General features: G+C 61.1%; 19 protein-coding genes and 2 pseudogenes. 15 read left to right on the top strand and 6 right to left on the bottom strand.

Annotated elements, in window-relative coordinates:
* Positions 1 to 663: 663 nt before the first annotated feature.
* A pseudogene (locus LPU83_RS67985) lies at positions 664 to 943 on the top strand (TetR/AcrR family transcriptional regulator); the annotation flags it as partial.
* Positions 944 to 1029: 86 nt separating this feature from the next.
* Here the strand turns inward: LPU83_RS67985 and LPU83_RS67980 are convergent.
* Positions 1030 to 1734 (bottom strand): TetR/AcrR family transcriptional regulator, encoded by a 705-nt coding sequence (locus LPU83_RS67980; RefSeq protein ID WP_024317130.1) that lies wholly within the window; start codon positions 1732 to 1734, stop codon positions 1030 to 1032.
* A 362-nt stretch (positions 1735 to 2096) separates the two neighbouring features.
* On the opposite strand from LPU83_RS67980, the gene LPU83_RS67975 reads away from it, so the two are divergent.
* From LPU83_RS67975 to LPU83_RS67925, 11 genes are all read left to right on the top strand, one after another.
* Positions 2097 to 5075: a molybdopterin-dependent oxidoreductase gene (locus LPU83_RS67975; RefSeq protein ID WP_024317129.1), complete on the top strand. Its 2979-nt coding sequence runs from the start codon at positions 2097 to 2099 to the stop codon at positions 5073 to 5075.
* A gap of 11 nt (positions 5076 to 5086) precedes the next feature.
* Positions 5087 to 5962 (top strand): 4Fe-4S dicluster domain-containing protein, encoded by an 876-nt coding sequence (locus LPU83_RS67970; RefSeq protein ID WP_024317128.1) that lies wholly within the window; start codon positions 5087 to 5089, stop codon positions 5960 to 5962.
* Positions 5955 to 6602 (top strand): TetR/AcrR family transcriptional regulator, encoded by a 648-nt coding sequence (locus tag LPU83_RS67965; protein ID WP_225039606.1) that lies wholly within the window; start codon positions 5955 to 5957, stop codon positions 6600 to 6602. Before LPU83_RS67970 ends, LPU83_RS67965 begins: the two co-directional genes overlap by 8 nt.
* Positions 6596 to 6784: a hypothetical protein gene (locus LPU83_RS67960; protein ID WP_024317126.1), complete on the top strand. Its 189-nt coding sequence runs from the start codon at positions 6596 to 6598 to the stop codon at positions 6782 to 6784. Before LPU83_RS67965 ends, LPU83_RS67960 begins: the two co-directional genes overlap by 7 nt.
* A 14-nt stretch (positions 6785 to 6798) precedes the next feature.
* On the top strand, positions 6799 to 8745 hold the full coding sequence (locus tag LPU83_RS67955; RefSeq protein ID WP_051166714.1) for an acyl-CoA synthetase: 1947 nt from the start codon (positions 6799 to 6801) through the stop codon (positions 8743 to 8745).
* The gene (locus tag LPU83_RS67950; protein WP_024317124.1) at positions 8742 to 9176 is read left to right on the top strand and encodes a VOC family protein; all 435 of its coding nucleotides are present in this window, start codon (positions 8742 to 8744) and stop codon (positions 9174 to 9176) included. The genes LPU83_RS67955 and LPU83_RS67950 overlap by 4 nt, the downstream gene beginning before the upstream one ends.
* The gene (locus LPU83_RS67945; protein WP_024317123.1) at positions 9173 to 9850 is read left to right on the top strand and encodes a VOC family protein; all 678 of its coding nucleotides are present in this window, start codon (positions 9173 to 9175) and stop codon (positions 9848 to 9850) included. Before LPU83_RS67950 ends, LPU83_RS67945 begins: the two co-directional genes overlap by 4 nt.
* 79 nt (positions 9851 to 9929) lie before the next feature.
* A complete protein-coding gene (locus tag LPU83_RS67940; RefSeq protein WP_024317122.1) occupies positions 9930 to 10886 on the top strand; it encodes a fumarylacetoacetate hydrolase family protein in 957 nt (318 codons plus the stop codon).
* A 212-nt stretch (positions 10887 to 11098) separates the two neighbouring features.
* On the top strand, positions 11099 to 12049 hold the full coding sequence (locus LPU83_RS67935; protein ID WP_231052143.1) for an OmpP1/FadL family transporter: 951 nt from the start codon (positions 11099 to 11101) through the stop codon (positions 12047 to 12049).
* Positions 12050 to 12348: 299 nt separating this feature from the next.
* A complete protein-coding gene (locus LPU83_RS67930; RefSeq protein WP_024317121.1) occupies positions 12349 to 13248 on the top strand; it encodes a glyoxalase/bleomycin resistance/extradiol dioxygenase family protein in 900 nt (299 codons plus the stop codon).
* 41 nt (positions 13249 to 13289) lie between these two features.
* Entirely contained in the window at positions 13290 to 13904 is a 615-nt protein-coding gene (locus LPU83_RS67925) for a glutathione S-transferase family protein (protein WP_024317120.1), read from the top strand.
* A gap of 383 nt (positions 13905 to 14287) precedes the next feature.
* On the opposite strand, the pseudogene LPU83_RS67920 reads toward LPU83_RS67925, so the two are convergent.
* The 3 genes and pseudogenes from LPU83_RS67920 to LPU83_RS67910 form a co-directional block, all read right to left on the bottom strand.
* Positions 14288 to 15824, bottom strand: a pseudogene (locus tag LPU83_RS67920) (globin-coupled sensor protein); the annotation flags it as partial.
* A 115-nt stretch (positions 15825 to 15939) separates the two neighbouring features.
* Positions 15940 to 17478: a putative bifunctional diguanylate cyclase/phosphodiesterase gene (locus tag LPU83_RS67915; RefSeq protein WP_157997395.1), complete on the bottom strand. Its 1539-nt coding sequence runs from the start codon at positions 17476 to 17478 to the stop codon at positions 15940 to 15942.
* Positions 17441 to 18145, bottom strand: a complete 705-nt coding sequence (locus LPU83_RS67910) for a PAS domain-containing protein (protein WP_112334147.1) — start codon at positions 18143 to 18145, stop codon at positions 17441 to 17443. Before LPU83_RS67910 ends, LPU83_RS67915 begins: the two co-directional genes overlap by 38 nt.
* A 404-nt stretch (positions 18146 to 18549) precedes the next feature.
* On the opposite strand from LPU83_RS67910, the gene LPU83_RS67905 reads away from it, so the two are divergent.
* Positions 18550 to 19038, top strand: a complete 489-nt coding sequence (locus LPU83_RS67905; RefSeq protein WP_225039603.1) for a Crp/Fnr family transcriptional regulator — start codon at positions 18550 to 18552, stop codon at positions 19036 to 19038.
* Positions 19039 to 19354: 316 nt separating this feature from the next.
* Here LPU83_RS67905 and LPU83_RS67900 read toward each other — a convergent pair whose 3' ends face one another.
* Complete coding sequence (locus LPU83_RS67900) at positions 19355 to 19996, bottom strand: TetR/AcrR family transcriptional regulator (protein ID WP_024317118.1); 642 nt, start codon at positions 19994 to 19996, stop codon at positions 19355 to 19357.
* A 170-nt stretch (positions 19997 to 20166) separates the two neighbouring features.
* Here LPU83_RS67900 and LPU83_RS76010 point away from each other — a divergent pair, with 170 nt between their 5' ends.
* Together LPU83_RS76010 and LPU83_RS67890 are read left to right on the top strand one after the other, a co-directional pair.
* Positions 20167 to 20460, top strand: coding sequence for a hypothetical protein (locus LPU83_RS76010; RefSeq protein ID WP_024317117.1), 294 nt, complete (start codon positions 20167 to 20169; stop codon positions 20458 to 20460).
* 354 nt (positions 20461 to 20814) lie between these two features.
* Complete coding sequence (locus LPU83_RS67890) at positions 20815 to 22584, top strand: acyl-CoA dehydrogenase C-terminal domain-containing protein (protein ID WP_024317116.1); 1770 nt, start codon at positions 20815 to 20817, stop codon at positions 22582 to 22584.
* A gap of 333 nt (positions 22585 to 22917) precedes the next feature.
* Here the strand turns inward: LPU83_RS67890 and LPU83_RS67880 are convergent, their stop codons facing one another.
* Complete coding sequence (locus LPU83_RS67880) at positions 22918 to 23328, bottom strand: M41 family metallopeptidase (protein WP_231052141.1); 411 nt, start codon at positions 23326 to 23328, stop codon at positions 22918 to 22920.
* Positions 23329 to 23459 lie beyond the last annotated feature (131 nt).

Raw genomic sequence — 23459 nt, 5'->3', positions numbered from 1 at the left:
CTTCACTGAAGTTCCGGCTCTTCACTTTCACGGTACCAGCGCTACCGCAAGCGACCTGTCGCTCGACGGCTACGTGGCATGTCTTGATCGCGCCCTCGTACTGTAGTGCAGCAAAAGAGAGATTCGGATGAGAGTTTGCGATAATTCAGATAGGACCGCGCTTGACGACGGTCGCCAAACGGTCGGCTTGGTTCCTGGGTCTTATGGCGAATTCCTGCCGCGTTGGCCGACGCTGACGAACGTGGTCCTCGGGCACCCAGCTCAAGGAGGTTCGCTCGGTGTTTTTGTGGGATTTGCCAGGCTACCGGCAGGACGAGCAGAGGAAGCTGTTCCGTCGCCCAATACGAAGCTGATGCGGCTGCTGGCGGAGACCATGCTCGACAATGCTGCTATGAATGAACCTTTAACCGCTTCCTCCCTCCAGAACAGTAAGAAGTTATCACGAAGGATAGAGCAGTGATTGCGCTTGGATTGGCCTCCTCGCTCATCGCAGTCGTCACGATTGCCGGGTTTGCCCTGCTCGAGCGCATCGAAGCCAACCGCGGCGTCACAAGTTTCCGCGTGTTTTGAACAAAGTGGTGCTTGCGGCCCGCGTTGGGCTTGCCCTCCAGCCGATCGGGTTCGCGACCTCACAGGCGCTGAGGCCGCCTCCCTGAGCTGTTCATGGGGTTGCTTACCGCGCCGACCTACCCGTTCCGCGCGCCATTGACGGCCAGCTTCTGCGCGGAGGCTACTTGCCATTCGCTGTTTTCGCCCCGTGAGCTCGCCCGCCGGGCGGGCGTCTCACAACGCCCCGTACAAACATTTCGCCGACAAGCGCGAACTGCTCGCGGCCGTCTCGGCGGTGGGGTTCGAACTTCTGGCGATGCGCATGGCCGAAACGACGAAGGAGCTCGACAGCCCGCGCATGCGGCTGGCGGCCATAGCCCGTGCATACGTCTGCGAACGCGGATTCCGCAAGGCGGGCCTTTCAGAAGAGTTCGTGCAGAGCGCAGTACTCGTTGAAGGCGTAGTTCACTAGCCATAGTCTTATTCGACTTGGTTGGTCTGATGAATTCTGGAAACCGCGCCGGCGACCGCGGATGTTCGTTGAGCAAAGGCATCGGCGTTCAGTGCCGCCTCGTCTGTCCGGTTCGCGGCGTCGCCCGGCGGGCATCCCATCGCGCGCAAGACCGCGCGTACGATGTCCGGGATGGCCGTCGCATCGATCCTGCTCGTGCTGAAAAGCGATGAAGCCTGCTCGACAAGCGCGACAACGATGCGGACCGCGAGATCGACGGACCCGACCGCCAGCAGGCCGTCCGCCTGGGCGTCGGCGAGGTCCCCCCGCAGCCGAGCCTGCACCGCCTGGGCGACATCTGGCAGCATGACGGCCGCGCGCGCGGCGAGACGGGCTTGCGCTGGCGCTGCGGCCAGGTCGCGAAGCAGTATGGTGACGGCCGTGGCCATGCGGGTCAGCGGGTTGTCGACCGCCAGGCGGGCCGGCTCCAGACGCTCGCTCAATTCCGCGATCAGCGTCTCGCCCAGCTCCGCCTCCAGCGCCGGAAGGTCCCGAAAATGCAGATAGAAGGTTCCTTTCGCCACCCCTGCGGCCTGGGTCACGGCATCCACCGTCGCCGAGACCGGCTCCGGGGCTGCATAGCAGGCCCGCGCGGCTTCAAGGATCGCCGCGCGCGTGCGGGCGCGCTTCGCCTCGCCGATCGCCGCCCGACGCTCAAGATTGATTCGTGCCATTACCGCTCCTTGCCAGCGCATCAGACCCGCCCTGCCCCGAAGGACGGCCCCGGCGGAATTTCCATCATGGTCCGGTCGAATCCGGATCTCCGGACGATTCTAGTGGCGCCGCCCGCGTCGTCAATGCCTGCGGCCCGCCCCGATGCGGGCGGCCAGATCATTAGATTAACAGGTCAATAATTTTCAAATTGACCTTATAGTCATTATGACATAAAGGTCCATATTGAAAGATGGGATCGGAGGAGCACCATCGACGAAGCGGCGGACCCTCGCGATGAGCGATCGGGCCTCTTCCTTCTTCGCCTCCAGATCGAACGTTACGACTCGAGGACCGGCACGACATGTCAGCCATAAGATCTAAGATGAACCGGCAGCTCCTCAGGGCCATCCTTGTCGCCCTGCCGAAGGTGATGAACCTCACGGCCTCCCGTAATCCCGCGTTCCGGGAACGGCTGAAGCAGCGCGACGTCGTCGCATGGATCGGGCTGCAGGACGGCAGCATTGGCCGCATCGTGGAAATCCGGAACGGCAGGTTCCGCTCCCGGTCGGCTGCGGCCGCCGAGGCCGAGGTGGCGATGTCCTTCAAGGATGTGGCGACCGCCTTGAAACTCCTGCTGCCCAATCGCGATCAGGGCGAGATCATCCACGCGGCCAAGAACTTCAAGGTTGTGACCACCGGGCCGGACGAGTTGGTCGTCTGGTTCACGCAGACCCTCAACATGAGCGATACCGCCGGTCTGTCCATGGGGACGCGAATGTCCGATGGCAGTCTAAGGTACACCACCTGCACCAACGGCGGTCCCCTCTTCGTCTACGTCAAGGATGGCCGCATTCTACGGGTCACCCCCCTCGAGTTCGACGCGACAGATCCATCCACCTGGGTGATCGAGGCGCGCGGCCGCAAGTTCAGTCCGCCCCGTCGGGCGCTGGTGGCGCCCCACGCCCTGACGATGAAATCCCTGGTCTATTCGGACAAGCGAATCCTTCATCCCATGAAGCGAGTGGACTTCGATCCCGATGGCGAACGCAATCCCCAAAACCGCGGCAAATCCGGCTACGTGCGGATCACCTGGGACGAAGCGCTGGACATCGTCGCCAAGGAGATCAACCGGCAGAAGCGCGTCCATGGGCCGGGTGCCATCACCTTCCCGATGTCGTCCCACCACCAGTGGGGCAACGTCGGCTACTATCTCAGCTCGCTGATGCGGTTCGCCAACCTGATCGGGTTCACGCGGGTGGCCGCCAATCCGGACAGTTGGGAGGGCTGGTACTGGGGCGCCATGCACCATTTCGGCAATTCGATGCGTGTCGGCGTGCCGGCGGGCTATGGCGGCGTCGAGGATTGCCTCAAGGAAGCCGAGATGATCGTCTTCTGGTCCAGCGATCCCGAAAGCACCAACGGAGCCTACGCAGGATTCGAGGGCACGACGCGTCGCCTCTGGGCGAAGGAACTCGGCATCGAGTTCGTTCACATTGATCCGCATTGCAATCCGACAGCTCAGTTGTTTGGCGGACGCTGGTTTCCCGTCCGGCCGCAGACCGACGCGGCCCTCGCCCAGGCGATCATGTATGTCTGGGCCACGGAAGGCCTTTATGACAAGGACTACGTCGCCACCCGCACCACCGGTTTCGACGAATGGAAGGCCTACCTGCTCGGCGAGACCGACGGAGTCCCCAAGACCCCTGAATGGCAGGAGTCCGAGACCGGAATCCCTGCCAAGGACGTGCGCGCCCTGGCCCGCAAATGGGGCGGCAGGAAGGTCTACCTTGCCGTCGGCATGACCGGCACCGGCTTCGGCGGCGCGGGCCGCGGCGCGACGGGTGCGCAATGGGCGCGCTGCATGATTATGATGATGGCGATGCAGGGCTGGGGCAAGCCCGGCGTCAATTTCGGCAACCTCGAGATCGGCATCCCGCACGACCTGCATTTCTATTTCCCGGGCTATGCGGACGGGGGGATATCCGGCGACCTCGCCTTTACCGGCAATGCCGTAAACAACTATCAGCGCATGCCGCACATCCTGACGATGAACCCCGTCAAGCAGATGGTGCCGCGCCAGCAAATGCCCGACGCGATCATAGACGGCGAGGCCACCGGCTACCTGTGGGACGGCATGGCCCAGGAGGCGCAGTTCGCGCCGTTCACCTATCCGATGCCTGGCTACTCGCCGATCCACATGATCTACCGCTACGGCGGATCGTCGCTCAGCACCGTGACGCGGTCCGGGCGCTGGGTGGACGCCTACCGGCACGAGAGCATCGAGTTCGTGGTGAACCAGTCCATCTGGATGGAGGGCGAGGCCCAGTTCGCCGACATCATCCTGCCGGCCTGCACGTCACTGGAGCGCTGGGACATCGGAGAATGGGCGAACTCCGGAGGCTACGCCCATCACGGCGTCAACGTCGTCAACCATCGCGTCGTCACCCTCCAGCACAAATGCATAGAGCCACTAGGAGAGTCGAAGTCCGACTATGAGATATTCACCGCCATCCTGACCCGGCTGGGCCTGGGCGCAGTCTTCACCGAGGGCTGCAGCGAACTCGACTGGGTCAAGCGCGTCTTCGATTCGTCGGATCTGCCCGATCACGTCGCCTGGAAGAAATTCTGTCGCAAGGGCTACTACGTCGTGCCGCCGGAAAAGCCGGAGCTGCGCCAGCCCGTCGATATGCGCTGGTTCGCCAAGGGTCGGCGCAAGGACCTGCCCGAACCTGCGCCGATGCCGTCCCAGTATGCCGAGCAGTTCGGCATGGGCCTGCAGACGCCGAGCGGCAAGCTGGAATTCGTGCCCGAGATATTCAAGCGGCACACTGCGGATAATCCGGACCGGCCGGCGGTCAACCGTTACATTCCGTCCTGGGAAGGCCGCAATGCCGAGCTGGCGGAACGCTATCCGCTGCAGATGATCGCGACGCACAGCCGCTACAGCTTCCACACCAGCATGGACGGCAAGAACAGCGCGGTCAATCAGGTGGATGACCATCGCGCCCTGATTGCCGGGCATCGCTTCTGGCTGCTGCGCGTCAACACGGCCGACGCCGCGGCGCGGGGCATCCGCCATCGCGACCTGGTGAAAATCTTCAACGACCGGGGCGCCGTCATCTGCGCCGCCGACATTTCGCCCCTGGTCACCCCAGGCGTCGTCAAATCCTACGAAGCGAGCGCGGAATTTCAGCTCGTCGACGTCGAAGGCGAGACCGTCGAGATCGGCGGCTGCCTGAACACGCTGACGCCGGACAGATCGCAGAGCCGCGGAACCAGCAGCATGGCGCCCAACTCGTGCCTCGTGCAGATCGAGAAGTGGCGGAACGCCGAAGCCTTCAAGATGGCGCGCGCGGCTTAGGAGGAAGTCTTGTGAGCAAGTGGAATCTTATCATCAACGTCGGCCGTTGCGAGAACTGCTACAACTGCGTCATCGCCAATCGAGATGAACACGTCGGCAACGACTTCCCCGGCTACGCGGCGCCGGCCGCCGCCGTCGGCGAGAGCCCCATCCGAATCCTGCGCCGTACGCAGGGAAGCGCGCCCATGGTGGAGACCACCTACCTGCCGGTGATGTGCAATCACTGCGACGATGCGCCCTGCATTCGCCGCGCCGGCGACGCCATCCGCAAACGCGATGACGGTATCGTCATCATCGATCCGGTGAAGTCGCGTGGCCGCAAGGACATCGTCCGTTCCTGCCCGTATGGCGCGATCGTCTGGAATGAGGAGCAACAGGTGCCGGAGACATGGTTCTTCGACGCCCACCTACTGGATCAGGGGTGGGACCGGCCCCGCTGTCAACAGTCCTGCCCGACGGACGTCTTCGAGGCGTTGAAAGTCGATGACGCCGCGATGAAGAAAAAAGCGGAAACAGACGGACTTCAGGTGCTCAAGCCCAACCTCGGAGCCAACCCCCGCGTCTGGTACCGGGGACTGGAAAGGTGGGAGACATGCTTCGTGGGCGGTAGCGTCAGCGCCGATGTCGGCGGCACCGTGGAATGCGTCGAGGCGGCCGACGTCACCCTGTCCCAGGACGGCACGGTTCTCGCGAGGACGGTCACCGACGGTTTCGGCGACTTTCGCTTCAACAAGCTCGCCGGGGACGGCGGCACCTATCGCATCGACATCACCCATGCCCTTGGTGGCATCTGGCGCGACTGCGTTCTGTCGGAGAGCGTCTATCTCGGCGAACTGAGGTTGACTGGCAATTCACCCGCGGATTCGCGTGGAGGCGCCGATGCTTGAGAGTGATCATTGCCGCCCTGGCATGACATCTCGCCGACGAAGACGGCAGGAGAGCCGGGAAACAAGCGTAGCCCGCATACTCGGTGCAGCAGAGACTTTGTGCGCGATCCACGGATCCGCCAAGACGAACGTATGCGACATCGCGAGCTACCTCAGCATGTCGCCGGCAAATGTCTACAGGTTCTTTCCGTCCAAGCTGGCGTTGTACGATGCGCTCGTTGCGCGCGTGCTCGAAGACACATTTCCGGCAACGCGATCGGGCTCCGACAGAAAGCTCAGCGCTGCAACACTTCGCGAGTTCTTCGGCGGCCTTCATCGAGGTTTTCTCGCCCTCATGCGGGATGAGGAAAAGCTCTTCGAGCTGCTCACGATCGCCGATGACGAACACTGGCCCGCCTTCGAAGCACACGTCAAGCGCGTGAGAAGCATCGTCGCAGAATTGGTCGAGGCGGGTGTCCGGGAAGGGGAATTTCGCCAGCAGGACAGTCTTCGCGCCGCCGAATGCCTGTGCACGTCGACTGCCGCACTCTGGGAACCGAAAGCCATCAAGACGTTCCATCTGAGGCGCTCGCTCATTACGCCCGAGGAGTTGATTTCATTCAGCATCGAGGCGCTCCGGAATGGAGCTCTTCCATGTTGACGACGACGGTCTGCATCCGTTTCTCCGCGGCCCTTCCGGTGATGCCGGGCGACAGGACCAGGCGAGACGACGGATCAGACGCGGCGAAGTTCATGCCTATGGCGCTGGAGGCCGGCTCTGAGGAAGTCGGTCGCATCGCTGCATCCGGCTTGCAGCCAAGGCGCGCCGACGCTGACCTTTAGGGAGGTAGACCACCATGCTTGTAACCACCCCCGGCGGCTTCGGCCGTCCCATAGTCGCCTTGCCCGACGTCGAGGCGTTCGAGCAGTTCCCGCTGCCCGAGCGTGACCTCCCGGCAAACACCTACGATATGCTGGAGCGCGGCGCCGCCATAGCGCCGGATCAGCCTGCGCTGTCCTTCTTTCTACGCTCAGACGACTTCCGTGAGGCCTTCGTCTGGACGCACGCCGAACTGCTGGCTGACATCACGAAAACGGCCAATACCCTCCGCCGGCTGGGTGTCGGCCGCGACGACGTCGTCGCCTTCGTGCTGCCCAACCTGCCCGAAACGCATTTCGTGATCTGGGGGAGCGAGGCGGCGGGCATCGCTTTCGCAGTCAACCCGCTGCTTGAAGCGGGACAGATCTCCGAACTCCTTGCTGCCGGCAGGGCGAAGTGGCTCGTCACTCTGGCGCCCTTTCCGGGATATGACATCTGGCAGAAGGCGACAAGGGCCGCCGCGAACCTGCCGGATCTGCAAGGTATCCTCACCGTCAGCTTAGCACCGTATCTCCGCTACAACTCCGACGACGCGCCGGAGGAGCGGCTACAGATCGCGGGCGTCGATGGACTTTCCATCCCCGTTCTCAGCCTTCGCGAGGAAATGAACACGGAAAGCGGCGACAGGCTGACCTTCGACGCGCCCACCGCCGGGGACATCTCTTCGTACTTCTGCACAGGCGGTACGACAGGACTGCCGAAGATCGCCGCACGCACGCATTTGTCGGAGGTATTCGACGCGTGGTCCACAAAGGCCATGACGGGGGACGCGTTCGCGCCCGGCAAGACGATTTTCTGCGGCCTGCCGCTCTTCCACGTCAACGGGCAATTGGTGACGGGCCTGATCCCGTGGTCGCAAGGCGGACATGTCGTCTTGGGCACGCCGCACGGCTATCGCGGAGAAGGAGTGATCCCGTCCTTCTGGGAGATCGTCGAACATTATCGGATCGTGGCCTTCTCGGGTGTTCCCACAGTATTTTCGGCACTACTGCAAGTCCCGGTCGGGGGCCGCGACATTTCAAGCGCCGGCTACGGCTTCTGCGGCGCGGCTCCGATGCCCGTGGAACTGTTCCGAACGTTCGAAAAGACGATTGGCATCCGCATTCTGGAGGCGTACGGCCTGACGGAAGGCGCCTGCGTTTCCAGCGTAAATCCGCCGGAGGGCGAGCGACGCATCGGCTCGATCGGCCTGCGCCTCCCCTACCAGCAAATGGCATCGGTCAGACTTGATGATTCCGGCACTTTCCTCGGGTTCGCCGGGACGGAAGAGGTCGGCGTGCTCGCGATCCGCGGACCGAACGTCTTTGCCGGGTACGTCAACGCCGAACACAACAAGGGTCTCTGGATCGAGATTGACGGCGAGCGCTGGCTGAACACCGGCGATCTCGCCCGCCAGGACGCGGACGGCTACTTCTGGCTGACGGGTCGCAGGAAGGAGCTCATTATCCGCGGCGGCCACAACATCGATCCCAAGCTGATCGAGGATGCGGTGCAGGACCACCCGGCGGTGCAACTCGCCGCAGCGGTCGGACGGCCCGACGAGCGCGCCGGTGAACTGCCGATCCTCTATGTCCAGTTGAAGCCGGCGATGGTGGCGTCGGAAGCAGACCTGCTTGCCCATGCCGTCCACCGTATTCCCGAGCGCGCCGCGCACCCGAAATTCGTCCGGATTCTTTCCTCGCTGCCCGTCACGCCCGTCGGCAAGATCTTCAAACCGGCATTGTCGATGCTCGAGATCGAGGACGTGGTGCGACAGGAGGCGGAAGCCTCCGGCATCAGGCTCATATCGCTAGCGGTCGTTCAAGACGCCCGCCTCGGACTGCTCGCAACAATCGCGACCGACAGCGATCCAGCCACTCTCCGCGAAAAGCTCGGTCGCTATGCTTTCAAGGCCCAGTTCCAGCAGTCAGGAAACCAGTCATGAACGCTACAGCACGGATCCCCGTCACCAACCTTCAGCACCACGTCTTCTACGTCACCGAACTGGAGCGCTCAAAGGCCTTCTACATTGAGCTTTTCGACTTGCAGTTCTCCGCTCTCAACCATCCGGACAGCAGCGCCGCAATGCGTTTGTCGCAGCAGGAGATGCATTTCTTCTCCTTCGGCTTCCACCATCACGACATCTGCCTGGTGAAGCACCACAAGCTGAAGATGGACAATAAATCCATGCTGCACTTCGCGCTGGCGGTGAAGGACGCACGAGCGTTCGATGCAGTCAGAAGCCGCGCACGAGACATGTGCTTGCCGATCCGCGAAGGGCGCATGCTCGCCTCCGCACGCCCCGTGTCGCGCGCCTTTTGCGTCCAGGACCCGGACAAGCACTGGATCGAGATCATCGAGGAGACTAGCAGATGAGCAACGCCGCCTTCGTTCCCCCGAACGTCCTGTCCCCATTCAAGCTACGCTTCGCAGGCCTGCTGAAGCGGAAATGGTTTCGCGAAATTGTGCTGTTGTGGCCGACGCTGACGAGGCGGCGGTTCTCCAACAAGACCGAGGACTACGGCGTCTTCAAGCCCTCGCTCGTCGCTCACATGGGGCAGCTTTCGATCTACGTGCGCGACATCGCGCGAAGCCGGGCCTGGTACGAGCGAGTCGCCGGCATGGTCCACGCCCGCACCTGCGAGCCCGAACGGCACCCGTTCAAGGAAGGCTGGCGCATTCGCTGCTGCTACATGAGCGCGGCCGACCACGAGGAATGCCTCGTGCTCGTCGAGGAGCACGACCCCTCCGGCAGGGCTACCGTGCCTTCGGGCATGAGCTTCTTCCATTTTGCGCTCGAGGTGGAAGGAAACCAACTGGAGGATGTCATGGCCTTTGCCAAACAGCGGCAGGCTGACGGATTCCAGTTGAACTACGGTCCGGTCCGCCACAACAGCGAGCCCCACCTGGGAGACGGCGAAACAGGCGGCAACGTCGCCTGCTACCTCTACGATCCCGACTGGCACAACGTCGAATTCTGTGGGGCCATGGACACGATCGAGAATTATCGCGCGCGATACGGGGACCTCAAGGGCGACGAACGCGCCTGACCCTGTCCGATCAAAAGGCGCTCTGAGCGGATGCTCGAACCGCCTTCGAAGTGGCCCTTCCAACCAAAGGAAATGAAAAATGGTAGTTAGATTGACCCGATTTACGACGGGCGGCGACCCCTTGTGGGGGATTGTAGACGGAGACGAGATCGCACCACTCGAGGGCATCTTCGTCTCGACCTCCGACATCCTTCGCCTTTCTCCCGCCGAACTCAAGACGCGCGCGGGCGTCGAACGTCTCCCGATCACCTCGGCAAAGATTCTGAGCCCCGTCACCGCGCCGGCGCAGATCATCTGCCAGGGTCTGAACTACGCAGATCACGCGATTGAATCAGGGCATGCGCCACGCCAGAAAAACCTGCTTTTCATGAAGGCCGCATCCTCGCTGTCAGGGGCGTTCGATCCCGTGATCCGCCCTGACGGAGTTCAGATGCTCGACTACGAAGTGGAACTCGGGCTCGTATTGAAACGACCCTTGAGAGCAGGCGATCACGTCACCAGAGAGACCCTCGGCGATTTCATCGGCGGACTCGTCTTGTGCAACGACGTGTCGGCCCGCGACGTGATGTTCGGCGAAGCCTTCCTTCAGTGGTTCCGCGGCAAGAGCGCCCGCACCTTTTGCCCCTGCGGTCCCTGGCTGGTCGTTCCCGAGCCAAACGAGGTAGCCGACCTGCTCGACAGGATCGAGATACGTCTGTGGCTGAACGACGAACTGCGGCAGTCGGCCCATACCCGTGACTTCGTCTTTCGCCCGGAAACCTGCCTCAACGACGTTGCGTCGCTGATGGACCTGTCTGCGGGCGATCTGGTGCTGACCGGGACGCCAGGCGGCGTGATCCTGCAAGCCAGCGCCGCCCTCGCCCAGATTCTGACGACCAAGCTCTTCAAGGATTCGGAGCGGAAGGAGGCGATCGCCCAGGAGGCGACCGCGCACGCGCGCTACCTCGCGCCGGGCGACGTCATGCGCGCCGAAATGCGCACCGACGACGGCACGGTCGATTTCGGCCGCCAGATGCTCGAAGTCGTGGACGCGTGATCCCAGGCGGACCAGCACGGGCGGGTCGATGCAGCTCGCTCCGCAGCGTGATCGCCGGAGGCGGCATGGGCTCGAGGGTCGCCGCAGTCCGGCCGCTCGGTCTGGGGGAGACGGCTGGTTGGAGGAAAGGCGCAGTGACTGCAGGCATGGTGGCAAACGCCCATTCCTTGGGCGTTGCGGAAAGGCGGACGTCTCGGAGGAGGGAGACCTGCATGAAGACTACTAAATTGCTGACCGGATTTTTCGGCTGTCTTTTCATCACGCCCGCGATGGCGGGAGGCTTCGACATTCTGGGGCAACCGAACGACGTCCTTTTCGAACCGGGGCGCTACGCCGAGTTCGGGCTCGGCCTCGGCGGTGCGGATGTGGCCGGACAAATCACCGCCGCCGGACCGCCGTTTGCTTCGGGCGACACCGCGCCCACGCTTCCATTTTACAATGGCGCCTTCAAGGACGACATAAACGAGCAGTTCTCGGGAGCAGTCATCGTCGACAATCCCTACGGGCGCAAACTCCAGTATGATCGCGGACCTCTGTCCGGCCTGTCGGGGGAAGTCGAGTCGATCGCGATTACAGGCTTGCTGCGCTACAAACTCACGGATCGATTCAGCGTGTTCGGCGGTCCCAGGCTCCAGCGCCTCGGCGGCAACACCGACATCTCGGTCTTTGCGGGCGGCCTGCCTGCCGGTTTCGCCAACGTGGAGTTCGAGGACACGTGGGCGGTCGGCTACGTGGTCGGGGGCGCCTTCGAAATTCCCGAAGCCCATGTCCGGATCGCCGTCACGTACAATTCCGCGATCGACTACGATCTGGACACGTCCGGTGCCTACGTAGGAACGACGAACGTCAAGACGCCGCAATCGGTCAACGTCGATCTCCAGGCCCCTGTCAGTCTTTCGACGCTGGTCTTCGCGTCGGTCCGCTGGGCCGAATGGAGTGAAACCACGACCAGTCCGCCGGGCTATCCTCTGGGATCGCTCACCCACTTCAACGACACGACGACCTACAGACTGGGCGTAGTGCAAATGTTCAGCGAGAACTGGGCGGGGTTCACGGCCCTGACCTACGAGCCGAAAACCGGCATATCGGCTGACGCACCAATCGATGCAACGGACGGACTGTGGGCGCGACACTTGGCGCGATCTACACCAGGGACAAGGTGAAGATAACCAGCGCCATAACCTATTACCAGTTCGGCGATGCTTCGGGCTCGTTCGGAAATTTCACGGACAACGACGTCCTCAGCGCTGCCGTCAAGGTCGGGTACGCGTTTTGACCGGAGCTGCCGCCGCAGACACTGAGATCCTCGAACATCACCCACGCAACCGCTCCCGCGCGGACCTCGTCGTCGCTTCCACACGGGTCCTTCGGCAGCCAGGTTTCGGTAACGCGGGTATCGCGGAACCGGCATCAACCCGCGCCCGAGGGGCGCCAAACATAACCCATCTCAATGGAGGAAACTGTGCACAAACAATTCGCCCCGAGAGTGTTCCAACTGGGCTACGTCGCGCTGGAAACGCCCGACGTCATGCGCGCCAGGGATCACTACGCAGAAACCATAGGCATGAGCGAGACCGCGACCGGTCATGATGGAGAGAGCTATCTGTCCATCGGCTACGAGCACCACAACATCGTCCTGCGCCAAGCCATGCACAAGGCGATGGGCCATCTCGGCTTCCAGCTCAACCCCGGCACCGAACTCAGGCAGCTCGTGGCCGAGCTGCGCGCCTTCGGCCTGGGCGCTCAGATCAAGTCCGACAGTCAGCCGGGAATCCGCGAACTGGTCGAAGTCGAGCCGGTTCCCGGCACAACGCTGCAGCTCTATACCGACATCGATGCTCCCGCCCCCGGCTTCAAGCGTACCGGCGTGTCACCCCTCCGGCTCGGACATGTGGCGGTGATCTCGCCCGAAGGCCCGAAGCTGAAGACGTTCTTCATGGACTTCCTGGGCTTCTGGTTCACCGATACGATCGCGGGCATCTCCAATTTCATCACCTGCAATCGCGAGCACCACGTCGTCAATCTGGTGAGCATGCCGGACCAGCGGGTCCATCACATAGCCTTCCAGCTAAAGGGCAACGCCAGCCACGCGATGGCAGGCGATCTGCTGGCCGAGCGCGGTCTTCCGGTGAAGTGGGGTCCAACGCGTCATACCGCCGGTCACAACATTGCCAGCTATCACTACGACCCCGACCAGGTGCTGATCGAGCTCTACACCGACATGGACGTGTTCATCCCGGAACTGAACATGTGCGAGGCACGCCCCTGGCACGGGCACTTCCCGATGGCTCCGCGCGAATGGAAGCTCACGGAACTCGCGGCTTGGGAAACCGAGTTCGCCTTCAGCCTGGCGCAGGCCTGATCCACACGATCGCGTCACCTTCCGAAACAAAGGTCAGTTTTATGCAACTTTTTCACGCTCCCAGATCCTGCTCGCTGGGCATCCGGGTTCTCCTCGAGGAAATCGGCGTCCCCCACAAGGTCTCGGCGATCGATCTGTCATCCGGCCACCAGCGCGACGATGCCTCCCTGGCAGTCAATCCCAAGGGCAAGGTGCCCGCCCTACTCCGTGACGACGGGACGGTGCTGACCGAGTTCCAGGCCATCGCCCTCTGGCTTGCATGGCGCTTTCCCGAGGCCGGGCTCCTTCCCGACGATCCCGACGCTGCGGCGCGCGTGACGGAGGTGATGGAGTTCATCGTAGGCACGATTCACATGCGCGGCTTTGCACTAGTCATCATGCCTGGCAAGTTCGTCTCATCGCCAGCGGCGCAGCAGGAATTGCGCGCCAATGGACTGCAGGTGGCGACTGACGGTCTACACCATGTCTCCGCTCTTTTGGGAGAGACGCCGTGGCTGTCGGGCACCCGCCCCGGGGTCGCCGATGCGGCGCTGTTTTACGTCACGCAATGGGCCATAGCGTTGAACGTCGATCTGCCCGCGCCGCTCAACGCTTTCTACGAGGAAATGCTGAAGCGCCCGAGCGTGCTGCGAGCGACCGATCGCTCCTCCGCCTGATGATCTCCGAGGGAACCGCTCGCCGCGCGAGGATCCCCACTCATACCAGACAAATGCTTTCGACCCGCCTTCTTGCGGAAGTTCACTTCGACCTCGTCGGTCGGCGAACCGAATAGCGAATGAAGCAAGCGCGCAGACGATGATTGCGCCGGAAAGCGGTGGTTTTTGTGGCTGATGGGGGGGCTGGCTCAGTGCTTTCCGCAGTGGCCGCTTGGTCGACCGGCAGTGCAACCTCCTCGAAGTAAAATTACTTCTTACTCCACCGGCGCCAACCTACTTCAGTCTCGGAACTGCGGCAGCAGCCGCAGTTCCGGATCGCGATAGATAAAAACTCTTCTCAATTGTCGCGTGCGACTGCAACGTTTCCACGCGATGCGATGTTGCTATGCGACCTTCGCCTGCAATCTCTTAACCGTCATATTCTGGGTCATCGCGGCTGTTTTTAACGCCGGGGCCGGTTCGGGCCTGGAAGTCGGCTTTTGCCTGTTCTCGCCGATGTTGAATTCCCGCAGCATCTCCGCGATTCCCACCACTTCGGATACAAGCGCGTGGCTTGCCGCCGTGGTCTCCACCACCATGGCAGCGTTCTTCTGGGTGCCCTGATCCATGGTGTTGACGGCGGTGTTGATCTCCTGGAGCGCTGTTGCCTGTTCACGGGCAGCTTCGACAATGGCATGATGTGCCGGTCGATCTCCTTGACCTCATCAACGATCACTGTCAGCGCTTTACCGGTATCTCCGACAAGGGCTACGCCGCTCTTGACCTGCTCACCGGAATTGTTGATCAGGTTCTTGATTTCCTTTGCCGCCATGGCGGAGCGCTGTGCAAGTTCACGTACCTCCTGCGCGACGACAGCGAAGCCCTTCCCGGCGTCGCCGGCGCGCGCGGCTTCAACACCGGCGTTTAGCGCCAGGAGATTCGTTTGGAAAGCGATCTCATCGATTACGCCGATGATGTTCGAAATCTCGCGCGACGAGGTGTCGATCCCGCTCATGGCCGCCACCGCCTGCTGGACGATCTGACCGGATTTCTCCGCGCCCACCCGGGCCTTGCCGACGAGGTGACCGGCTTCTTCGGCGCGCCGGCTTGAATCCTTGACGGTCGTCGTGATCTGTTCGAGTGCCGCCGCCGTCTGTTCGATCGAGGCAGCCTGCTGTTCCGTTCGCCTAGACAGATCGTCGGCGGCCGAACAAATTTCCTCGGCCCGGAATGAATCTGCGAAGCTCCGGCATCAATCTTGGCAATCGTCGCGGAGAGTTGTTCCAGGGCATCGTTGAAGTCGTTCTTCAGCCCATGATAGGCTTCCGGCAGATCGTCGGTGATCCGATAGCCTACATCCTTGGCGGCGATGGCGGCCATCGCCTTGCCAAAACAGTCGGCGACCAGTTTCTGCTCGGCCGAAATTGCTTCGGCATGTGCCTTCTGCTTTGCGACTTCCGCTTCGTCGATATAGACGGAGATTGCCAGATCCATGTCCAGCAAAACGGCTTTGACCAAGCTTGCGAGTGCTTTTCCGAATTCGGTCGGCTTCATTGTCTTCTTGGAAAACAGACCGCCCCTGGGGAACACCTCTTCAACGGCGCTGCCGATAAGATGGTCGAGAATAATCGCGTATCCACCGATATACCACTGCGGTTCAAGGCCAATCCGGGCATGAACCGATCCAATCGTTCGAACCTTGTTGACATAGTCTTCATCGAAATTGCCGTTGGAAATGCTGATCCAGTGGCCCTGCTGCGCCCCCTTGGCGCGAGCGATATGCTCTTCCGTTGAAAAGAACCTCTTCACTTCGGGGCTCTGGCGGAGTTGCGCGTAAAACTTATCCAGACCGTTTGGCAGCTCGCGTTCCACAACAGCCTTCAGCAAACGGATGCTGGCGCGGCCAGCAGTATCCAACTGCATGAATTCGAGGCGACGGGCGACGTTCTGCTTTTTTTCCTCCGCCGTGCCGGAGCCGGCATTCGAACGCTGATTATATGCGGGATGGGGGTAGTGATGCGACATGAATTATTCTCCTCTGCTTGGTGGAAAACGATCAAGCGACCAGTGCGGCAACCGGCCGCTTTGCTTCGCAATCGAGGAAGTAAGCGTCGATCTGCTCGACGAGCATGGGTTTGGCCAGAAGATACCCTTGCGCATAGTCACAACCCATCTCCATAAGGGACTGATATTGGGCCTGCGTCTCGATACCCTCCGCGACTACCTCCATGCCGAGGTCGTGGGCCAAGGAGATAATGGCCCTCACGATCGCACCGTTTCCATAGCCACGGTTAAGGTCCGCGACAAAGGAGCGATCTATCTTGATGTACGACACCGGATAGCGCTGCAGATGGGTCAGCGAAGCGTAGCCCGTACCGAAGTCATCAAGCGCAATCTTGACGCCTGCCTCCGACAACCGGTTCAGCGTCACACCGATCGCTTCGTTAGTACGGTCGAGAATGACATTCTCCGTGACTTCGATGACGATCTCGGAACCCGAATGTCCGTGAGCCGCGATGGCAGCGAGGAGTTCTTTAGCGAAGTTGAGGTCGCGCAACTGCGCCGCGGCAACGTTGATGGCCACCTTGCCGGGTACGCGACCCTTCCGTTTCATGTCGCGCATCACGCTGAGAGTAGCGGAAACAACGGATCGCCCAACCGCACTAATCAGATCCGATTGCTCCGCCAGAGATATGAGTTCCGCCGCCGGTACCCATTCACTATCCTTCTTCCAGCGGACGAGAGCCTCGAAACCGGAATGGGCTCCGTCAAGAAACCGTAACTGAGGTTGCAGAGCCACCTGTATTTCGTCGCGTTCGATTGCACGGCGCAGCGCCTCGACCATCCCATTTCGGTGCCGGATGCTCCGTTCCATATCTGTGCTGTAGACGGCATAGGTCGACCGTCCGTTGCGTTTAGCCTGGTAGAGGGCAATGTCGGCACGTTTGATTACTTCTAGCGGAGTACCTGCCTTCGTGCTCCGGACGACAGCCAGTCCGAAGCTACCGCTGACGTTAACTGACTTTCGACCGAGCCGGACTGGGGCCTCGAGGCCCTTCAGCATCTTCCGAACGATCCGGATTGCGTTGGCTTCGCTGCCGATATCCACGAGCAGGACGGCGTATTCGTCACCTCCTAGGCGGGCGACAAAATCCGATTTCCTCACGCTTTCTTTGAAGCGTTTTCCGATTTCGACGAGAAGTACGTCGCCCGCGCCGTGGCCCAAAGTGTCGTTGATCGCTTTGAAGTGGTCCAGATCGACGAGCACCAGCGCACTATACCGGTCTGTCCGTTCAGAGGATATAACGGCATCCAGTCCTTCAATCATGGAACGGCGGTTAAGGAGGCCCGTGAGTGGGTCGGTTTCCGCCTGGAGTTTGATCTGTCGCTCTGCCCTCTTTAGATCGGTGACGTCGGTTTGGACACCGACGATGTATCCGGAGGCAGATCGCCGCTCCTGCACCTTAAGCCACCGATCTCCAGTCAGCGCCAGTAGAAATGCCCTTCCCGGATTGCGGTGATTGCGCAGCCTCGTGTTGATCCAGTTCCGCCTGCCATCATCCCCGGACGAGACATCCGCAAACTCGCCGCGCAATTGCGCGTTCCAAAATCTCCTGGAACGGTTGGCCTTCCCGGATGGCGGGCCCGGTCCGCCTATAGCAGTCTTGGAAGCCGGAGTTGAACAAGGCGAGCCGATCGTCTCCATCGTACACAGCAACGCCATTGGGGATTGTCTCAATGATGTCGCGGAGAAGAATTTCCATGCGCTCCCGCCGGAGATTTTCTTCCAGCAGCGTCTCTTCGCCCAATTTGCGTTGCGTGATGTCATACCGAATTGAGACATAGCCACGAATGGAACCTGATGCGTCCAGCTTTGGCGCGATGGTCGTATCGACCCAGTAGAGCGAACCGTCCTTTGCCCTGTTGCATACCTCTCCGTGCCACGTGCTCCCCGTTGAGATCGTCCGCCACATCTCCTGGAAAAACGATGGCGGATGGTGTCCCGAGTTCAATAGACTGTGCTTGGCTCCCAGGAGTTCAAATCTCGAATATTTGCTGATCTGGCAAAAATGATCATTCACGTAGGTGATCGTTCCGGCGCGGTTGGTAATCCCAACGATCGTATGGGGATCAAGCGCCATTTTGAATGATGCCAGTTCCGCCACCATGTCTTTAAGATCATCCAGGGTCGCGCACGCATGTGGCCCGGCATTTCTCTGTTCGGATTTCAATAAGTCTGCTCTGTTCTCTTGGCCCGGCATTGTTTGTTCCCCTTGCTGGACTTGCACAAATTCCAAGACGGCGTTACGCGGTTGCGGTCGACAGGAGGTATTCGAAGTCGTAGCGTACTCAGCCACGTGCCTTCATAGTACGGTATCGGAACTAACTATGTTCGTTACCGTACATTGCGTTGGTTAACGCAAAGTATGTCATCTGGAGTAAAGCAACTTTTGTTTGGAAGGCTAACTTGAAAGAGTACGCAATTCGGAATCGGTTATTGCTTGCATTAAGGCCGGCAGCCCAAGACTTCATTGCGAAAAGATCGCTCGTCAGGCCCATGGTCGCCGGGGAGGTCATTTACGAAGAGGGTGCGCCCTTCACTCACGCCGTTTTTCCTCACACGGGTCTTATCTCGCTGATGACGGAAATGGCGAATGGAAGGCGCGTGGAGAAAACCTCCGTGGGGCACGAGGGGTTCCTCGGCTTCGGGCTGATCATGGGTGGAACCGGTGCGCTCGGCATGTGCGTCGCACAGGTTCCGGGCTATGCCTCCTGGCTTTCGATAGCCGACCTCGACGAGGCACTGGAGGAGTTCCAATGCGTCAGGGAAACCATGCTGCGATACGCGAAATCGCTGATCACGCAACTCATGGAGACAGTGGCCTGCAATAGCCTTCATTCCGCGGAGCAACGGAGCATTCGCTGGCTTCTGAGGGCTCATGACTGCGTAGTGGGGGACCGTTTCAATCTAACGCAGCAGGTGATAGCGGAGGTTCTGGGTCTACGGCGCGCGACAGTGAATGCAATTTGTTCAGAACTGGCATCCGAAGGACTTATCGAATATTCCCGTGGGGACGTTACGATCGCGAATCGCGCACGCCTCGAATCGAAGGCCTGCGAGTGCTTTCACAAGATCCGAAAGGCATCCATGTAGGCGGACCTGGGAGCATGATTCCCTGTGCCAGGCGGCGGGTGTGCTCACCGAAGTCCTGCCGGCTGCGCCTGACAGAGACACACTAGAACTCGGCAGGCGTCAGATCAGAGGAACGGGAGCGAGGTCTCAAATTGCTGAGCGACGTCAGCTCAAAATGCAGCGTCCGGACGATCGTCGAAAAGCGGCCCTCAAAGCAGCACCCATGCGCCAACGCCAACCGGAGGGTATGAGCGCCTCGTGAAGGAGCGAATGGCCGGCATCTAGTTCGCAGTACCAAGCCTGCCAACCGCACCACTCGATTTGGCGCGTGTCAGTGTTACCCATCGTTCGCACAAATTTCGTCGTGTCGGAAAATGCGAACGATCTGAAGGCCGATGTCTTCCGGCGTCATGTCGCCGGGGCGATACCAACTCCCGACATTATTGAGGAGCGTCAGAAGCAGCAGACGATAAACGCCTCTGTCAAACGCGGGGTGCAGGGAAAGATCAGCGATCAGGTCCCGGAACATTTGCTCGAACGCGTCTCGCTTGGCGACGAGGCGCTCGCGGATCTCCAACGGGGCGGAAGCGAAGTCATTCATTAGGGGCATGGTAAGCGAATTTGGGTCGAGCTGAATTTCCAGCATGGTGACGCATGCCGCCTCCAGCCGCGCCCACGGATCGGTCAGTCCTGATACCGCGGCCAGAATACGGTCCTCGGCTACCTGCAGTGCAATGTCATGGATGCGGACGAAAAGCGCTTCCTTCGACTTGATATAATGATAGAGGGAGCCGCCGAGTAGCCCGACACGCTCGCCAATATCGCGGACCGATGTCGCCGAATAGCCGCGCTCTGCGAAGAGGGACGCGGCGGCTTCCAGTATGTCCCGGTGCCGGTCGCTGAACTCGCCCTGCAGCAATGCGCCACCCAGCCTGCCCTCTGCTGCCGCCGCCGTTTTCGGATTTTCAACTTCAGCCATCGCCTCTCCTGGTGATCGTATGTCCTGCGCCCATCTGAAGAAGCTCTTAGCGCAGACTTGCGCATTTCCCAACTCCCCACGCCTCGCCTCCCCTGCAGAGCCAAATTTTGTCCTTGCGGACTGTAACAACCGTTTGATACATCTCATCGCGACAATACAAGGAGAAAAGGTTGATCAACACGACCAGGGAAGCCATACAACTTGATGTGGTGATAATGGGCGCCAAGCCGGCAGGTCTTTCGGCGACCATCGTGATCAAGCAGCGCGCGATCGCCGCAGGACAGGAAATCTCGGCCGTTGTGGTGAAAAAGAGTTCCGAAGTTGGTGCCCACATTCTTTGGGGGAGCGCAGCGTCCGCTGGGGCTCGACGGCGCCTGCGAACTGCTGCTTCATTGCGACGCCGTCCAGGCCGCAACCTCGGCTTTATGAGAGCCTCGGACGGCATCACCACCGCAGCCGACTGATCGATGCCAAAGCCAAGGCCCTGGCCCTTGCGGAAAATTATGTCGCGCCGAAATCACCGGTGATCGTCACGCCGGCACCTTTCGGGGCATCCGCAATCCGCAACTTCATCGAAGGGAGGCGCTGGCCGGACGCGCCACCGCCCAGGACGGCGTGGTGGGACGCGCGGTCGCCAACGTGTTGACCGGTTGGTCCCTACGCGGATCCGCTGAAGCCGCTTACCGAAGACCCTGTCATCGCGCTCGAGCGCGAGACCTTTTATCGAACTCCTCGCAACGCCGGCAACTGCTAATCGCGTCAAGCACATGCTGGCGACCGTCAAGCCGCAGCGCAACTGAACCAACGAAGGAAAACCTATGGCTGCCTATATCCCCCCCATCGACGACATAACGTTCCTGCTCGGCGAGGTCTTCGACTTCGACGCGCTGATGGTCGCCCTTCCGGGCTGCGAAGAGGTCAATACGGGCCTTGCCGCGAGCATTCTCGAAGAAGGCGGCAAGTTCTGCGCCGAGGTGCTCGAACCACTGAACCGCCCCGGCGACGAGGAAGGTTGCCGACTGGAAAAAGGCGCGGTCACCACGCCGAAGGGCTTCGCTGACGCCTACAGGGCCTTTGTCGCGGCCGGCTGGGCCGGGCTTTCTGGAGCTCCGGAGTTTGGCGGCCAAGGCCTGCCGCGCGTGCTCCAGATCCTGCTCGACGAAATGCTATCATCGACCAACCTCTCCTTCGGCCTGTTCACAGGCCTCACCCGCGGCGCCGTCGAGGCGATTGCCCACCACGGGAGCGACCAACTGAAGCAGAAGTACCTGCCTAGGATGATTTCTGGCGAATGGACGGGCGCCATGGCGCTCACCGAATCCTCGGCTGGCACCGACCTCGGATTGCTCACTTCCCGCGCGGAACCGCTCGGCGACGGGTCTTTTGCGCTCAAGGGCACCAAGATCTTTATCTCCTCCGGCGACCACGATTTCGGCGGCAACGTCATTCACCTGGTGTTGGCGCGCCTTCCCAATGCGCCGACGGGAGTGAAGGGGATCAGTCTATTCCTTTCACCGAAGTTCCTTGTCAACCAGAACGGCTCGCTTGGTGAACGCAACGGCATGTCGGTCGGATCGCTGGAGCACAAGATGGGCATCCATGCCCAGCCGACTTGCGTGATGAACTATGACGGGGCCATCGGCTGGCTGGTCGGCGAACCCGACCGCGGCCTGAACGCCATGTTCACGATGATGAACGCCGAGCGCCTGTTCGTCGGCGTCCAGGGTCTCGGCATCGGCGAGGCAGCCAACCAGAAGGCCGTCGCCTATGCCCGCGAGCGCCTGCAAGGCCGCTCCACGGACGGCGCCCGCGGCCCTGTACCCATCATCGAGCATCCCGATGTGCGCAAGATGCTCCTCACGGGGCGTTCGTTTGCCGATGCTGGACGAGCGCTCGGCGTCTGGACCGCGATGCAGATGGACATCGCCGCCCTTCATCCCGACGAAGGAGAGCGCAACAAGGCCGCTGGCTTCGTCGCCCTGTTGACGCCGGTAGTAAAGGCTGCCTTCACCGACTTCGGGTTCGAGACGGCGGTCCTGTCGCAGCAGGTATTCGGCGGGCACGGCTACATCCGCGAATGGGGCATGGAACAGTATGTGCGCGACGCGCGCATCACTCAAATCTACGAGGGGACGAACGGCGTTCAGGCCATGGATCTCGTCGGCAGAAAACTGCCGATGGAAGATGGCGATCTGCCGCGGCGGTTCTTCGCGATGATGCGTGCCGAACTATTCGCAGCCGGAGGACCGGCCGAGCTTGACACGGCGAAGGCAGCCGTCGGCGAGGCCCTCGCCCGGCTGGCGAAACTGACGGAACATCTGTTGGCCATTGGCGAAGATCCGTCGGAGGGGGGATCTAGCGCCTCCGACTACCTGTGCTTTTTCGCGCTGGTTACCTTCGGATGGTTGTGGGTTCGCATGGCTGGAAAGGCTGCTGCATCCGCCCATGCGACTGCCGAACTGAAGCAGCGCAAGCTTATCCTGGCGCAATTCTTCGCGGCCCGTCTGCTGCCTCGAACTCTGGGACTGGAAGCGGCGATCCGCTCCGGCGCTTCCGCCATCATGGCACTTGACGCCGACATCCTATGATTGAAGGGTGCCCGGATAAAGGACGATCGACGCGTGGTAGTCCGCCAGGCGTAACCGACCCGATCCAATCTCATAGCCGCGGAGGTCTGGGTTCAGCCGTGTCGCTCGACTACGAGGCGTTCTCCGCAAAATTACTCCGGGGAACTTTGGTGGTCATCATGGGCACGATTTTCGCCGGTGTTTGACGTCGACAAGGATTCGAGCAGGCCTTTCCAAGGTTGTTCATCAAGCGTGACCTGGATTCCACGCAGCAGCAAGTGCCGGTAGGGCGGCCAGGGGCGGCCGCCTTCGACGAGCGAACCAGGATTCCTCCACGACCTCATTTGGCGGAACCTAGGACGGAGAATTTCGTCCTAGGATGAACTTAGCGACAACCTCGCCCGACAGAACCTCCTGTTCCATTAGGGCTTCGGCGACCCGCATGACATCCGCCCGCCGTTCACTGATGATTTCCTCCGCCCGCGCCAGCTCCTCGGCAAGCAGGCGTTCAACCCGCCGCCTCAGGATAGGATCCGTGCGACGAATTCGTTCGAGGTCGCGGGATCCTGTGAAGCTCGTGAAACCCAAGGCGCTCACGCCGTGGGTCGCAATGAGGATCGTTGCAATGTCCAACGCCAGATGCAGATCAGATCCTTCACCCCCTCCGGAACCCGCGTACATTTCCTCGAGGACTGCTTTCTCGGCAGCCTTGCCACCTTTGCTGCCAATCTGGCAGTAGAGAATGAGAACATCGACGCGCTGCAATCCTGCGCCGAACACTGGGAAACGGACAGCCTTCAGACCTATGTGGAGGCAAGGCTCGCGGGTACCGACACAGGCGCGGCTTGGCTCGATACTCTTCGGCTATACGTCGCTATTCGCCTTTGCGAAATGGT

The sequence above is a fragment of the Rhizobium favelukesii genome (genome assembly GCF_000577275.2).
Taxonomy (GTDB): Bacteria; Pseudomonadota; Alphaproteobacteria; order Rhizobiales; family Rhizobiaceae; genus Rhizobium; species Rhizobium favelukesii.
This window is presented reverse-complemented; position numbering and strand designations above follow the sequence as displayed.

What these genes read in the sequence shown, in the direction of transcription:
- LPU83_RS67925 (WP_024317120.1), top strand. Translation starts at nt 13,290, where the DNA reads ATGCAACTTTTTCACGCTCCCAGATCCTGCTCGCTGGGCATCCGGGTT.
- LPU83_RS67950 (WP_024317124.1), top strand. Translation starts at nt 8,742, where the DNA reads ATGAACGCTACAGCACGGATCCCCGTCACCAACCTTCAGCACCACGTC.
- LPU83_RS67900 (WP_024317118.1), bottom strand. Translation starts at nt 19,996, where the DNA reads ATGGCTGAAGTTGAAAATCCGAAAACGGCGGCGGCAGCAGAGGGCAGG.
- LPU83_RS67910 (WP_112334147.1), bottom strand. Translation starts at nt 18,145, where the DNA reads ATGCCGGGCCAAGAGAACAGAGCAGACTTATTGAAATCCGAACAGAGA.
- LPU83_RS67890 (WP_024317116.1), top strand. Translation starts at nt 20,815, where the DNA reads ATGGCTGCCTATATCCCCCCCATCGACGACATAACGTTCCTGCTCGGC.
- LPU83_RS67955 (WP_051166714.1), top strand. Translation starts at nt 6,799, where the DNA reads ATGCTTGTAACCACCCCCGGCGGCTTCGGCCGTCCCATAGTCGCCTTG.
- LPU83_RS67945 (WP_024317123.1), top strand. Translation starts at nt 9,173, where the DNA reads ATGAGCAACGCCGCCTTCGTTCCCCCGAACGTCCTGTCCCCATTCAAG.
- LPU83_RS67960 (WP_024317126.1), top strand. Translation starts at nt 6,596, where the DNA reads ATGTTGACGACGACGGTCTGCATCCGTTTCTCCGCGGCCCTTCCGGTG.
- LPU83_RS67975 (WP_024317129.1), top strand. Translation starts at nt 2,097, where the DNA reads ATGAACCGGCAGCTCCTCAGGGCCATCCTTGTCGCCCTGCCGAAGGTG.
- LPU83_RS67935 (WP_231052143.1), top strand. Translation starts at nt 11,099, where the DNA reads ATGAAGACTACTAAATTGCTGACCGGATTTTTCGGCTGTCTTTTCATC.
- LPU83_RS67965 (WP_225039606.1), top strand. Translation starts at nt 5,955, where the DNA reads ATGCTTGAGAGTGATCATTGCCGCCCTGGCATGACATCTCGCCGACGA.
- LPU83_RS67980 (WP_024317130.1), bottom strand. Translation starts at nt 1,734, where the DNA reads ATGGCACGAATCAATCTTGAGCGTCGGGCGGCGATCGGCGAGGCGAAG.
- LPU83_RS67940 (WP_024317122.1), top strand. Translation starts at nt 9,930, where the DNA reads ATGGTAGTTAGATTGACCCGATTTACGACGGGCGGCGACCCCTTGTGG.